Here is a 13,121-nt window from a genome sequence, read left to right on the forward strand (position 1 = left end):
GAGATTTGGGAACCATCCGGCTAGAACACGTTCTAGTCTTGCCGCCATGGGATTTCTGAAGCAGGACACCCCGCAGATCGACTTCGAGGAATGGAGCAAGGGCACCCGCTCCGAAAAGATCATCCCGATGGCCCGGCACTGGGCTGAGGTGGGCTTCGGCACCCCCGTGCTGCTGCACCTGTTCTACGTCGTCAAGATCCTGCTCTACATCGTGGCGGGCTGGCTGGTGGCCCTGACCACGACCGGCACTGGAGGGCTCTCTGGCTTCACGAACGTCGCGCACTGGTACGCCGAGCCGATCGTGTTCGAGAAGGTCGTGCTCTTCACGATGCTGTTCGAGGTGGTCGGGCTCGGCTGTGGGTTCGGCCCGCTGAACAACCGCTTCTTCCCGCCGCTGGGTTCGATCCTGTACTGGTTGCGGCCCGGCACCATCCGGCTGCCCCCGTGGCCGGGCCGGATCCCGTTGACGAAGGGTGATAGTCGTACCCCGTTCGACGCGCTGCTCTACGGCGCGCTGCTGGCGCTGCTGACCATCGCGATCTTCTCCGACGGCACCGGCCCGATGCCGGCGCTGGGCACCGCGGTCGGCGTGCTGCCGGCGTGGCAGATCTGGGCGGTGCTGGGCGTGCTCGCGGTGCTGGGTCTGCGCGACAAGGTCATCTTCCTGGCCGCCCGCGGCGAGGTGTACGCCTCGTTCACGGTGGCGTTCCTGTTCGCCGGCTACGGGGTGGACCTCATCCTGGGAGCCAAGCTGGTGTGCTTGGTGATCTGGCTGGGCGCGGCCACGTCGAAACTGAACAAGCATTTTCCGTTCGTCATCTCGACGATGATGAGCAACAACCCGCTGTTTCGCACGAAATCCCTCAAACGCTCATTCTTCGAACACTTTCCAGACGACCTGCGACCCGGCTGGCGGTCGCGTTGGCTAGCCCACTTCAGCACGGCGATCGAGGGATTGGTGCCGTTGGTGTTGTTCTTCAGCCATGGTGGCTGGCCCACTGCGATCGCGGCATTCGTGATGCTGTGCTTCCACTTCGGGATCCTGTCGTCGATCCCGATGGGTGTGCCGCTGGAGTGGAACGTGTTCATGATGTTCAGCGTTCTCGCGCTGTTCGTCGGACACGCCTCGGTGGGGCTGAGCGACCTGACTACCCCGCTGCCGCTGCTGCTGCTGGCGGTCGTCGCGGGGACGGTGGTGACCGGAAACCTGTTCCCGCGCAAGGTGTCGTTCCTTCCCGGCATGCGCTACTACGCCGGCAACTGGGACACCACGCTGTGGTGCATCAAGCCGTTGGCCGAGGCGAAGATTGCCGAACGGATCGTCGCGATCGCGAGCATGCCGGCCGCGCAACTGGAGAAGTTCTACGGCAGCAAGGAAGCCGCGCAGATCCCGATGTACATGGGATATGCGTTCCGCGCGTTCAATACTCACGGCCGGGCGCTGTTCACCTTGGCGCACCGTGCGATGGCCGGCCAGAACGAGGACGACTACGTGCTGACCGACGGCGAGCGCGTCACCAGCACCGCCATCGGGTGGAACTTCGGCGACGGCCATTTCAGCAACGAGCAGCTGGTCGCCGCGCTGCAGAAGCGGTGTCACTTCGAACCGGGGGAGGTCCGCGTGGTGATGCTGGACGCTCAGCCGATCCACCGGCAGACCCAGCAATATCGGCTAGTCGACGCTGCCACAGGCGAATTCGAGCGCGGTTACGTCCGGGTGTCGGACATGGTGACCCGGCAGCCCTGGGACGACACCGTTCCGATTCACGTGGCGCAAGACTGACGAGCAGTCCCCCGCTTGCGGGGGACTGCTCGCCGTGTGCCTACGCTCCTGCGCGGACTTCCTTGGCTGCGGCGACCAGGTTGGCCAGCGATGCGTTGACCTCGTCGGAGTTGCGGGTCTTCAGGCCGCAATCCGGATTGACCCAAAGGCGTTCAGCCGGAACGGCTTTCAGAGCCCGGCGCAACGACTGGGTGATCTCGTCGGTGCTCGGCACCCGCGGTGAGTGGATGTCGTAGACGCCCGGTCCGACGCTGTTCGAGAAGCCGGCCGAATTCAAGTCGTCGAGCACCTCCATCCGCGAGCGGGCCGCCTCGATCGAGGTGACGTCGGCGTCCAGGTCGGCGATGGCGCCGATCACCTCGCCGAACTCCGAGTAGCACAGGTGCGTGTGGATCTGCGTCGAGTCCGCGACACCCGACGTCGCCAGCCGGAACGCACCGACCGCCCAATCCAGGTACGCCGGCTTGTCGGAGTCGCGCAGCGGCAACAACTCTCGCAGCGCGGGCTCGTCGACCTGGATCACGGCGATGCCGGCTTGCTGCAGGTCCACCGTCTCGTCACGGATCGCCAGTGCCACCTGGTTGGCGGTGTCGGCCAACGGCTGGTCGTCACGGACGAAGGACCACGCCAGGATCGTGACCGGACCCGTGAGCATGCCCTTGACCGGCTTGTCGGTCAGCGACTGCGCGTACTTGGCCCACTCCACCGTCATCGGGTGCTGACGGATCACGTCGCCGAAGAGCACCGGCGGGCGCACGCACCGACTGCCGTAGGACTGCACCCAGCCGAGTTTGGTGGCGAAGAAGCCCTCCAATTGCTCGGCGAAGTACTGGACCATGTCGTTGCGTTCCGGCTCACCGTGGACCAGCACGTCCAGGCCCAAGTCCTCCTGGAGCTTGATCACACCGGCGATCTCGGAGCGCATCCGCCTGGTGTACTCGGCCTCGTCGATCTCACCGGCGACCAGCGCGGCGCGCGCCTTGCGGATCTCGACGGTCTGCGGGAACGACCCGATGGTGGTCGTGGGTAGCGGCGGCAGGTGCAAGCGGTCGTTCTGCGCTTCCCGGCGCTTGGCGGCCGGACCGCGTTCGCTGCCACCGGACTGTGCGATCGCGTCGAGCCGCTCACGCACTTTCCCGTTGTTAAGCCGCGGGTCTTTCTTGCGCGAGGCGACGGCGGCGTTGGACTGCGCGATCTCGTCGGCCACCGCGTCGCGACCCTCCTTGAGCGCCTTGGCCAACGTGGCGACCTCGTGCACCTTCTCGGCGCCGAAGGCCAGCCAGCCGCGCAGCGCGTCGTCCAGGTCGGTCTCCGGCTCGAGCGAGTACGGCACGTGCAGCGTCGAGCACGACGTGGATACCGCAACAGCCCCAACCGAACCCAACAGGCTGTCCAGCTTGCTCAGCGCCGACTGCAGGTCGGTGCGCCAGATGTTGCGGCCGTCGACCACGCCGGCGACCAGGGTCTTGTCGGCCAGCTCGGGGACCGTGACGATCGCGGTGTCGGGGCCGTAGACCAAGTCGACCCCGATCGCCTCGATCGGGGTGCGGGCCAACGCTTGCAGAGCGGTGCCGGGGTCACCGAAGTAGGTGGCGACGTGGATGGCCGGGCGCTTCTTCGCTGCGCCCAGCGCGGTGTAGACCTTCTCCGCGAGCGCCGCGGCGTCGGTGTAGATATCGGTGACCAACACCGGCTCGTCGAGCTGGACCCACTCTGCGCCCTCGTCGGCGAGCTGACCCAGCAGGTCGATGTAAAGCGGCACCAGCTCGTCGAGGCGTTCGATCGGTGCACCCGCGCCGTCGACGGCCTTGCTCAGCAGCAGGAACGTCAGCGGGCCGATGACCACCGGGCGGGCCGGAATGCCTTGGCTCTGGGCCTCTTTGAGTTCTGCGAGAACCTTCTCCGGGTGAAGCGAGAACGTCGTCTTCGGCCCGATCTCCGGGACGATGTAGTGGTAGTTGGTGTCGAACCACTTCGTCATTTCGAGTGGAGCGACGTCGCCGTTGCCGCGAGCGGCGGCAAAATAGCGGTCGAGGTCGTCGGCGACGGACTGCACCCGCTCGGGCAACGCACCGAGCAGGACCGCGGTGTCGAGCACCTGGTCGTAGTAGGTAAAGGTGTTCACCGGCACCGAGTCCAAGCCGGCACCGGTCAGCTGCGCCCAGGTGTCCTGGCGGATGGTGGCGGCGACCTTTTCCAGCTCCGCTCGACTGGTCTTGCCCTTCCAGTAGCTCTCGGTGGCGCGCTTGAGTTCGCGCTTCGGGCCGATGCGCGGAGAACCGGTAACGGTGGCGGTAAACGGTATTGCGGTCACGGTTTTCGTCCATTCACTCGACGGGGTGGTCACCGCCAACGGACGCACAACCGATCCGGGGCAGCGCACACGGACACTGCAACCGTTACGGCCAGACGCCCATTCCACGAGGCGGTGAGCCGCCAGACGCGGCGCGCCCGGCACGGTCGGCAGGTCTTCGGACTCACAGGCGCGCACCTGGTGGTGCTCCTAATGGCCGTCGCTTCCCGATCGCGAGATCAGTGCTATTGACGGCGGTCGTTCCTGCATACCGCTGCGGGACAGTCCCGGACTCTCACCGGGTTCCCTCTTACGAAGCACGTCTAACATGCTTCGCTCGACGCCTACTCCGTCGCGGACGACGAAACCGGCAGACCGACTGCGAGGTTCAGATTAGCGGTTGGCCAGCGCTTCTGCGATGGGCAGGTCGCCGTTGTTGAAGTCGATGGTGCGGTGAATCGTCGACGGGTCGTGCAGGACGGCAGCGGCCACCAACGCGACGTCCTCCCGCGACACCTCTGCCTTTTCGGCCGTGTCGGCGCCGACCTCGATCCGGCCGGTGGACGGCTCCAGCGTGAGCCGGCCCGGACCCAGTACGGTCCAGTCCAGGTCGGTGGCGCGCAGATGAGCGTCGGCGGCGGCTTTCGCCTCGGCGTAGTGGAAGAACGAATTGTCTTCTGCTACACCGTGATCGGGTCTGGCACCGAAGTAGGACACCATGACGAACCGCTTGACGCCGGCCTGCGCGGCGGCATCGACCACCCGGATCGCGGCGTCGCGGTCGACGGCGTAGGTGCGGGTGGGATCGCCGCCGCCGGCGCCGGCGGAGAACACCACCGCGTCGTGTCCGGCGACCAGATCGGCCAATGCGTCGGTGTCGAGATGCTCGATATCGGCCACGACGGGATGGGCGCCGGTCGCACCGACGTCCCCGGCGTGAGCGGGATTGCGGAAGACCGACGTCACCTCGTCGCCGCGGTTTTTCAGGATGCGGGCCAGATGCAGCGCCACTTTGCCGTGGCCGCCGACGATGACGATGCGCAACATGCCTTCGACGGTACCCACCGGTAGGGCACCCCGGCGACGACCCAACTAAGCGGTTGGTCAACAATCAGTGCAAGCCCTTATGTCAAAGGAGATAGCCATGGCTGAAGCAGTGATCGTCGAGGCAGTTCGTTCACCTGTCGGCAAGCGGAACGGTGGGCTGTCCGGCGTCCACGCCGCCGACCTGTCCGCGCAGGTCCTCAACGGGCTGGTCCAGAAGGCCGGCATCGACCCCGGGATCGTCGACGACGTGATCTGGGGCTGCGTCATGCAGGCCGGAGAACAGGCCCTCGACATCGCCCGCACCGCGGCACTGACGGCCGGCTGGCCCGAGACGGTCCCCGGCGTGACCGTCGACCGCCAGTGCGGGTCCAGTCAGCAGTCGATCCACTTCGCCGCCGCCGGCGTGATCGCCGGCCACTACGACGTCGTTGTCGCCGGGGGCGTCGAATCGATGTCGCGCACCCCGATGGGCGCCTCGCTGGCCAACGGCGGACGCCCGTACTCGCAGGCATTCCTGGACCGCTATCACGGCCAGATCCCGAACCAGGGCATCGGCGCGGAGATGATCGCCGAGCAGTGGGGCTTCGACCGGACCGCGGTCGACGAGTTCTCCCTGGGCTCGCACGAAAAGGCTGCGGCGGCACAGGATTCCGGAGCCTTCGACGACCAGATCGTGGGCATCAAGGGCCAGGACGGAAACGTCGTCCTCAAGGACGAGGGCATCCGGCGCGGCACTCCGATCGAGAAAATGGCTCAGCTCAAGCCCGCCTTCAAGGAGGACGGCGTGATTCACGCCGGTAACTCCAGCCAGATCTCCGACGGCTCGGCGGCGCTGCTGTTCATGTCCGCCGAGAAGGCAAAGGAGTTGAAGCTCAACCCGATTGCCAAGGTGCACACCGCCGTCCTGGCCGGCGCCGACCCGGTCATCATGCTGACCGCGCCGATCCCGGCCACCCAGAAAGCGTTGAAGCGTTCCGGGTTGTCGCTGGAAGACATCGGCGTGTTCGAGGTCAACGAGGCGTTCGCGCCAGTGCCGTTGGCCTGGCTCAAGGACATCGGCGCCGACGAGAAGAAACTCAACCCCAACGGCGGCGCGATCGCGCTTGGCCACCCGCTCGGTGGATCGGGCGCCCGGATCATGACGACGATGCTGTATCACATGCGGGACAAGGGAATTCGTTATGGCCTGCAGACCATGTGTGAGGGCGGCGGCCAGGCCAACGCCACCATCGTGGAGCTGTTGTGACCGAACCTGCGGTGCTCGTTGAGCGTCGCGACGACGTCGTCGTCATCACGATCAACCGGCCGGAGGCGCGCAACTGCGTCAACGGGGCCGTCAGCATCGGGGTCGGTGATGCGCTCGAGCAGGCGCAGCACGACCCCGATGTCCGGGCGGTGGTGCTCACCGGTGCCGGCGACAAGTCCTTCTGTGCGGGAGCGGATCTCAAGGCGATCGCGCGACGCGAGAACCTGTATCACCCCGACCACGGCGAGTGGGGCTTTGCGGGTTACGTGCACCACTTCATCGACAAGCCGACGATCGCGGCGGTAAACGGCACCGCGCTGGGCGGTGGCACCGAGTTGGCGCTGGCCAGTGATCTGGTAGTGGCCGAGGAACGCGCGCAGTTCGGACTGCCTGAAGTCAAGGTGGGCCTGATCGCGGGTGCGGGCGGCGTGTTCCGTATCGCACAGCAGCTCCCCCAAAAGGTGGGCATGCAGATGCTGCTGACCGGCGAGCCGATCAGCGCCACTGAAGCCGCCGGCTGGGGACTGATCAATCAGGTGGTACCCGACGGCACCGTGCTGGAAGCCGCACTGGCGCTTGCCAAGCGGATCACCGTCAACGCGCCGCTGTCGGTCCAGGCCAGCAAGCGGATCGCGTACGGCGTCGACGACGGCGTCATTCCGCACGAGGAACCGAGTTGGGCCCGCACCACGCGCGAGTTCGGCGCGCTGTTGCGCACCGAGGACGCCAAGGAAGGGCCGTTGGCGTTCGCCGAGAAGCGTCCGCCGGTCTGGAAGGCGCGCTAGCGGCGCACGCAAGAGCGGCGTAGCAGGTCGCCGGGGGCACCTCCCGCTTGCGGGGGACGGGTCGCCGCCAAAGACCTAGCGCGCCAACCTGTTCACCGCCTGGCTGAACACGCCGGGAAGCATCGCCGACGCGGGGACGACCGCGCGCCGCCCGGCGCGCGTGGCGGTGGTCAGCACCAGGGCGCGGGTGAGTATCCGATAGTCACGGGTGATTCGACGCCAGGCCGCCTCGTACGACGACGGGTTGCCGTCGACGATGGCGGCCACCGCGGCCCGAGCCTGCTTGACGGCCAGGCTGACGCCTTCGCCGGTGAGCGCGTCCTCGTAGCCGGCTGCGTCGCCGACCAGTACCACGCGCCCGGCCACCCGGCGCGAAACCACTTGCCGCAGTGGGCCGCAGCCGCGGGCCCGGCTACGTCCAGCGTCGCGCAGTCGCCGGGTGAGCCGCGGGAACCAGGCCAGATCGGGCCGCCTGCGGGACAGGATGGCCACGCCAACCAGGTCCGGCTCGACCGGTGTCACATAGGCCTCGCCCCAGCGCGACCAGTGCACCTCGACGAAGTCCGACCACGCCGGCACTCGGTAGTGCCAGCGCACCCCGTAGCGGCGCGGCGTCCCGGGCACCGCGTCGATGCCGACGGCCGAGCGCACGTGCGAGTGCAATCCGTCGGCGGCCACCATCCATTTCGCGCGCACACCCGCGGCCGTCACGCCGTGGGCATCTTGCTCCACAGTCGTCACTCGCGCCGAGATCCATTCGGTGTCTTGTTCTTTGGCGCGTGACGCCAGCGTGGCATGCAACGTCGTGCGCCGAACACCCCGACCTGAACCGTTGCGAAAATCCGCTTCGGCGCGACGATGTTCGTTCAGGTAGGCGATGCCGCGCAACGGCATACCGATCGGGTCGACGCCCAGTGTCGCCAGTTCGGCCAGGCCGCCGGGCATCAGACCCTCGCCGCAGGCTTTGTCGATCGGCGTGTCCCTCGGCTCGGCCACGATCACCGAAAGTCCTTGCCGGCGAGCGTGTAACGCCGTGGCGAGTCCGCCGGGCCCGCCGCCGACGACCAGCAGATCGGCGTCGTATGTACTCATGCGTACCCGAGCGCGGAGTTCTCGATCCTGATCCGGACCGTGAGCAGTAACGCGTTGGCCAGGCTGAAGCAGACCGCGGTCAGCCAGGCGGTGTGGATCAGCGGTAGCGCAAACCCTTCCACGACGACGGCCACGTAGTTCGGGTGATGCAGCCAACGGTACGGACCGCGCCGTACCAGCGGCGCCTCCGGCAGCACGATCACCAGCGTGTTCCACCGGTGACCCAAAGTCGTTATGCACCACCACCGCAGCACCTGGCTCAGGACAGCCAGTGTCAGCATCGGCCAGCCCAGCCACGGGAGGAAGGGCCGGTGCAACGCCCACACCTCGACGACGCACCCCAGCAGCAGTGCGGTGTGGATGGTGACCATCACCGGGTAGTGGTTGTGGCCGAACTCCTTGCCGCCGTGGGCAAAAGCCCACCGCGCATTCCGTTTGGAGAGGGTCAGTTCGGCTAATCGCTCGACGCCGATCGCCAGGATCAGCAGGTAGTACACCAGCTACCAGCCGAGCAGCACGAGTTCCGAGCAGAACGCCGGACCCATGGCGATCATCAGCCCGAACGATCCCGGCGGCGGTGGCTCGGCCATGTTCGCCCGAAGCACGTCCAGTACCGACACTGACGAAAGATTCCCGTTGTCACGCAGCGACTTCCGCGTGTGGTCCATCGCATTCACCGGAAGATCGAGGGTGTTCTCGATCGCCTCGATCACCTTCGGCCCACCGGGGTGGCAGACCCAGGTGGAGATGTCGTCGGGCGTCAGGCCGTGCTCGTTCAGGAAGTTGCGGACGTCGTCACCCACGTACTTCTCCGCAACGGTCGCCACCTCGGACGAGAGCTTGATCTTGAAGCCGGTGCTGCCGATGTCCCAGCCCATCACGTCTTCGGTATCGGGATAGAGCCGGCTGCGGGTGGCCAGCACCCTGGGCCCCGTCGGTGTCCGGGCAGCTCCCTTGGCGACGACGGCGCCGGCGCCGTCACCAAACAGGCTGGCCGCCACCAAATTGGCGATCGAGCTGTCGTCCCGCTGCAGAGTCAATGAGCACAGTTCAACAGCGAGCAACACCGACACGTGGTCGGGAAACGCCAGCAGGTAGTCGTGCATGCGGGCCACACCGGCGGCCCCGGCCACACAACCCAGGCCGAACAGCGGTACCCGCTTCACGTCGGGCCGCAATCCCAGCCGCGACGCCAACCGGGCCTCCAGCGTGGGCACCGCCAGCCCGGTCACCGTCGTCGAGAACACGACGTCGACCTCGTCGGGCGTGACATTCGCGGCATCCAGGCTTGCCAGGATTGCGCGCTCGCCGAGCTCCAGAGCGGTCTCGATGAAGATGTCGTTGGCCTCGGTGAAACCGCTCAAGGTGCCATAGTTGACCAGCGGCATGGCGATGCGGCGCCTCTCCACGCCGGCGCTGGCGCCAAACCGGTCGAACTGCGGCCCGCCGAATCCCGTCAGGCCGGACAGTGCCTCGCGCTGGCCGACCTGGTGCGGCGGATACTCAATGGCCACGGCTGCGACAGATGGGGATGGGGTCACGTCGGCGTTCCCCCGTGCATTCCGGGCAGGTCAGAGGACATGTGTGCTCGTATCCACGTGATAACTCGCGGGCAGGCCGCTTTGATCGCCTATCCGATTACTGGTATTAAAGTACAGCATATTGGAACCTCGGCTTCGCACTGAATCGAGGGTAGGGACTCGGGGCACGGGGCCCACTCAGCGCGCCAATATGTCCACTGCCTGCTTGAATACCCCGGGTAGCACGGTGCAGGCAGGCACGATTCCACGCCGGCTCACCGGTGGCAGCGTCGCCAGGACTAGGCCACGGGTGAGTAGTCGGTAGTCACGGGTGATCCGATGCCAAGCCCGTTCGTAAGCGAGCGGCGTTTCGCCGGTGATGGCGGCCACGGCCGCGCGGGCTTGTTTGACGGCGAGGCTGACACCCTCGCCGGTCAGAGCATCCTCGTATCCGGCCGCGTCGCCGACCAGCAGGACCCGGCCGGCGACGCGCCGGGATACCACCTGTCGCATCGGCCCGCACCCTCGTGCTCGCCCACGGCTGGCGCCATGCAGATGGTGTGCCAGCCGTGGGAACCATTCAAGTTCGGGACGGCGACGAGACAGGATCGCCACGCCGACCAGATCGGGCTCGACCGGCGTCACATAGGCCTCGCCCCAGCGCGACCAGTGCACCTCGACGAAGTCCGACCACGCCGGCACTCGGTAGTGCCAGCGCACCCCGTAGCGGCGCGGCGTCCCGGGCACCGCGTCGATGCCGACGGCCGAGCGCACGTGCGAGTGCAATCCGTCGGCGGCCACCATCCATTTCGCGCGCACACCCGCGGCCGTCACGCCGTGGGCATCTTGCTCCACAGTCGTCACTCGCGCCGAGATCCATTCGGTGTCTTGTTCTTTGGCGCGTGACGCCAGCGTGGCATGCAACGTCGTGCGCCGAACACCCCGACCTGAACCGTTGCGAAAATCCGCTTCGGCGCGACGATGTTCGTTCAGGTAGGCGATGCCGCGCAACGGCATACCGATCGGGTCGACGCCCAGTGTCGCCAGTTCGGCCAGGCCGCCGGGCATCAGACCCTCGCCGCAGGCTTTGTCGATCGGCGTGTCCCTCGGCTCGGCCACGATCACCGAAAGTCCTTGCCGGCGAGCGTGTAACGCCGTGGCGAGTCCGCCGGGCCCGCCGCCGACGACCAGCAGATCGGCGTCGTATGTACTCATGCGTACCCGAGCGCGGAGTTCTCGATCCTGATCCGGACCGTGAGCAGCAGCGCGTTGGCCACGGTGAAGCAGACCGCGGTCAGCCAGGCGGTGTGGATCAGCGGTAGCGCAAACCCTTCCACGACGACGGCCACGTAGTTCGGGTGATGCAGCCAACGGTACGGGCCCCGCTGTACCAGCGGCGCCTCCGGCAGCACGATCACCAGCGTGTTCCACCGGTGACCCAAAGTCGTTATGCACCACCACCGCAGCACCTGGCTCAGGACAGCCAGTGTCAGCATCGGCCAGCCCAGCCACGGGAGGAAGGGCCGGTGCAACGCCCACACCTCGACGACGCACCCCAGCAGCAGTGCGGTGTGGATGGCGACCATGACCGGATAGTGGTTGTGGCCGAACTCCTTGCCGCCGTGAGCAAAAGCCCACCGCGCATTACGTTTAGCGACGATCAGCTCCGCAAGCCGTTCGATCCCGACCGCCAGGATCAGCAGGTAGTACATCGCCTACCAACCGAGCAGCACGAGTTCGGAACTGAAACCGGGTCCCATCGCGATCATCAGCCCGTAGGAACCGGGCGGCGGCGGGTCGGCCATCACGGGACGAAGCACATCGAGCACCGAGACGGACGACAGATTTCCGTTGTCGCGCAAGGAATTCCGAGTACCCGCCAGAGCGTCTGCAGGAAGCTCCAGTGCATTCTGCACCGCGTCGATCACCTTGGGGCCTGCGGCGTGAACTACCCACGTCGAGATGTCCGTGGTGGTCAGGCCATGCTCGGCGAGAAACTTGCCGACGTCTTCGCCCATGTGTTTCTCGACAACGCTGGCGATCTCGACGGACAACACGATTTCGAATCCCGCGGTGCCGATGTTCCAGCCCAACACGCCCTCGGTGTCCGGGTAGGTCCGACTCCGGGTGCCCAGCACTTTCGGGCCAATGGCTGGCCGGTCGGCGCCGGTCGCGATGATGGCGCCGGCCCCGTCGCCAAATAGGCTGGAGGCGACCAGGTTTGCGAGCGAATGGTCCTCACGCTGAATTGTCAACGAGCACAGTTCGACCGCGAGCAACGCCGCGACGTGATCGGGGTACCCGACAAGATAGTCGTACACCCGCGCGAGGCCGGCGGCGCCAGCGACGCAGCCCAGACCGAACAGTGGGACACGCTTGACATCCGGGCGTAGGCCGACCCGGGTCATCAGCCGCGCCTCCAACGAGGGCACGGCGAGACCGGTCACCGTCGTCGAGAAAACGACGTCTACTTCGGAAGGCTTGATGTTGGCGGAATCCAGCGCTGACAGCAGCGCTCGCTCACCCAACTCGAGCGCGGTGTCGAGATAGGCATCGTTGGCTTCGGTGAAGCCGCTGATTTCGCCGTACCGCGCCAGTGGCAGCGCAAGTTGGCGTGTCTCGACGCCGCTGGTGGCGGCGAACCGTCGAAATTCGGGGCCGGCGAAGTCGGCCAGGGCCGCGATCACCTCGTCCTGGCTATGTCGGTGTGGCGGGAACTCGACCGCCACCCCGGCGACGGACGGCGTTGCTGCCGTGTTGGCTGACAATGTCTGTACGTCGCGCATCACCGGATGTCCAGTGGCCGTTGGCTTGTCCACATACACAACTACGATGCCGCCCCCGAGTTGGTTCAATACCGTTGCGACTAGGGCTCGTTCAACGTGCGTCTAACCGGTTTGCCCGCTGGCACAAGGGGGCAACCACTGGACTCGGGCTTCAGCGGGCATCACGATCGGTAGGTTGAGACTGTGCGAATTCTGGTGACCGGCGCTACCGGATATGTCGGGTCGCGACTGGTCACAGCGCTACTCACGGCGGGGCACCAGGTGCTGGCCGCCACGCGCGACCCTGCGCGGCTGACCCAGGTCGGATGGTTCGACGATGTCACGGTCGTGACGCTGGACGCCGCGGACCTCGACTCGGCGCACGCCGCGCTGGCCGAAGCCGGCCCGATCGACGTCCTCTATTACTTGGTGCACGCAATCGGTCAGCCCGGTTTTCGCGACGCCGACCGGACGTCCGCCGCAAATGTCGCCGCCGCCGCGAAAACTGCGGGGGTGCGCCGGATCGTTTACCTGGGGGGCTTTGTCCCTTGCGAAGGTGGGCTGTCCGAGCACCTGAGCAGCCGCGCCGA

At 66.6% G+C, this 13,121-nt stretch carries 12 protein-coding genes and 1 riboswitch; of the genes, 4 read left to right on the forward strand and 8 right to left on the reverse strand.

Annotation, left to right across the window (positions count from 1 at the left end; all coding sequences use genetic code 11):
* The first annotated feature begins 46 nt into the window (after positions 1-46).
* Complete coding sequence (locus A5658_RS15340; protein WP_067336574.1) at positions 47-1,783, forward strand: DUF3556 domain-containing protein; 1,737 nt, start codon at positions 47-49, stop codon at positions 1,781-1,783.
* A gap of 40 nt (positions 1,784-1,823) precedes the next feature.
* On the opposite strand, the gene metE is transcribed toward A5658_RS15340, so the two are convergent.
* Together metE and A5658_RS15350 are read right to left on the reverse strand one after the other, a co-directional pair.
* Positions 1,824-4,097 carry a 5-methyltetrahydropteroyltriglutamate--homocysteine S-methyltransferase gene (gene metE / locus A5658_RS15345; protein WP_067336642.1) on the reverse strand — a complete coding sequence of 758 codons (2,274 nt, stop codon included), beginning with the start codon at positions 4,095-4,097 and terminating at the stop codon, positions 1,824-1,826.
* Between the two features lie 130 nt (positions 4,098-4,227).
* Positions 4,228-4,439, reverse strand: a riboswitch (cobalamin riboswitch).
* Between the two features lie 30 nt (positions 4,440-4,469).
* Positions 4,470-5,123 (reverse strand): SDR family oxidoreductase, encoded by a 654-nt coding sequence (locus tag A5658_RS15350; RefSeq protein ID WP_067336646.1) that lies wholly within the window; start codon positions 5,121-5,123, stop codon positions 4,470-4,472.
* Positions 5,124-5,220: 97 nt separating this feature from the next.
* Here A5658_RS15350 and A5658_RS15355 point away from each other — a divergent pair, with 97 nt between their 5' ends.
* Entirely contained in the window at positions 5,221-6,369 is a 1,149-nt protein-coding gene (locus A5658_RS15355) for a thiolase family protein (protein WP_067336577.1), read from the forward strand.
* Complete coding sequence (locus A5658_RS15360) at positions 6,366-7,154, forward strand: crotonase/enoyl-CoA hydratase family protein (protein WP_067336580.1); 789 nt, start codon at positions 6,366-6,368, stop codon at positions 7,152-7,154. Before A5658_RS15355 ends, A5658_RS15360 begins: the two co-directional genes overlap by 4 nt.
* A 75-nt stretch (positions 7,155-7,229) precedes the next feature.
* Here the strand turns inward: A5658_RS15360 and A5658_RS15365 are convergent, their stop codons facing one another.
* The 6 genes from A5658_RS15365 to A5658_RS15390 all read right to left on the reverse strand — a co-directional run bounded on the left by A5658_RS15365 (position 7,230) and on the right by A5658_RS15390 (position 12,552).
* Positions 7,230-8,246, reverse strand: coding sequence for an NAD(P)/FAD-dependent oxidoreductase (locus A5658_RS15365; RefSeq protein WP_067336583.1), 1,017 nt, complete (start codon positions 8,244-8,246; stop codon positions 7,230-7,232).
* The gene (locus tag A5658_RS15370) at positions 8,243-8,743 is read right to left on the reverse strand and encodes an isoprenylcysteine carboxyl methyltransferase family protein (protein WP_067336586.1); all 501 of its coding nucleotides are present in this window, start codon (positions 8,741-8,743) and stop codon (positions 8,243-8,245) included. Before A5658_RS15370 ends, A5658_RS15365 begins: the two co-directional genes overlap by 4 nt.
* A 3-nt stretch (positions 8,744-8,746) precedes the next feature.
* The gene (locus A5658_RS15375; protein WP_156751485.1) at positions 8,747-9,787 is read right to left on the reverse strand and encodes a type III polyketide synthase; all 1,041 of its coding nucleotides are present in this window, start codon (positions 9,785-9,787) and stop codon (positions 8,747-8,749) included.
* Positions 9,788-9,964: 177 nt separating this feature from the next.
* Positions 9,965-10,981: an NAD(P)/FAD-dependent oxidoreductase gene (locus tag A5658_RS15380; protein ID WP_067336593.1), complete on the reverse strand. Its 1,017-nt coding sequence runs from the start codon at positions 10,979-10,981 to the stop codon at positions 9,965-9,967.
* Positions 10,978-11,478, reverse strand: a complete 501-nt coding sequence (locus tag A5658_RS15385) for an isoprenylcysteine carboxyl methyltransferase family protein (RefSeq protein ID WP_067336597.1) — start codon at positions 11,476-11,478, stop codon at positions 10,978-10,980. Before A5658_RS15385 ends, A5658_RS15380 begins: the two co-directional genes overlap by 4 nt.
* 3 nt (positions 11,479-11,481) lie before the next feature.
* The gene (locus A5658_RS15390) at positions 11,482-12,552 is read right to left on the reverse strand and encodes a type III polyketide synthase (RefSeq protein ID WP_067336650.1); all 1,071 of its coding nucleotides are present in this window, start codon (positions 12,550-12,552) and stop codon (positions 11,482-11,484) included.
* A 183-nt stretch (positions 12,553-12,735) separates the two neighbouring features.
* Between A5658_RS15390 and A5658_RS15395 the strand changes: the two genes are divergently transcribed.
* Positions 12,736-13,121 (forward strand): NAD(P)H-binding protein (locus tag A5658_RS15395; protein WP_156751486.1); only part of this gene is annotated, 386 nt, incomplete at its 3' end.

This window comes from Mycobacterium sp. 1245111.1 (assembly GCF_001673405.1).
In the GTDB taxonomy this organism is placed as follows: Bacteria; Actinomycetota; Actinomycetes; order Mycobacteriales; family Mycobacteriaceae; genus Mycobacterium.

What these genes read in the sequence shown, in the direction of transcription:
- A5658_RS15350 (WP_067336646.1), bottom strand. Translation starts at nt 5,123, where the DNA reads ATGTTGCGCATCGTCATCGTCGGCGGCCACGGCAAAGTGGCGCTGCAT.
- A5658_RS15365 (WP_067336583.1), bottom strand. Translation starts at nt 8,246, where the DNA reads ATGAGTACATACGACGCCGATCTGCTGGTCGTCGGCGGCGGGCCCGGC.
- A5658_RS15385 (WP_067336597.1), bottom strand. Translation starts at nt 11,478, where the DNA reads ATGTACTACCTGCTGATCCTGGCGGTCGGGATCGAACGGCTTGCGGAG.
- A5658_RS15390 (WP_067336650.1), bottom strand. Translation starts at nt 12,552, where the DNA reads ATGCGCGACGTACAGACATTGTCAGCCAACACGGCAGCAACGCCGTCC.
- A5658_RS15355 (WP_067336577.1), top strand. Translation starts at nt 5,221, where the DNA reads ATGGCTGAAGCAGTGATCGTCGAGGCAGTTCGTTCACCTGTCGGCAAG.
- A5658_RS15340 (WP_067336574.1), top strand. Translation starts at nt 47, where the DNA reads ATGGGATTTCTGAAGCAGGACACCCCGCAGATCGACTTCGAGGAATGG.
- A5658_RS15380 (WP_067336593.1), bottom strand. Translation starts at nt 10,981, where the DNA reads ATGAGTACATACGACGCCGATCTGCTGGTCGTCGGCGGCGGGCCCGGC.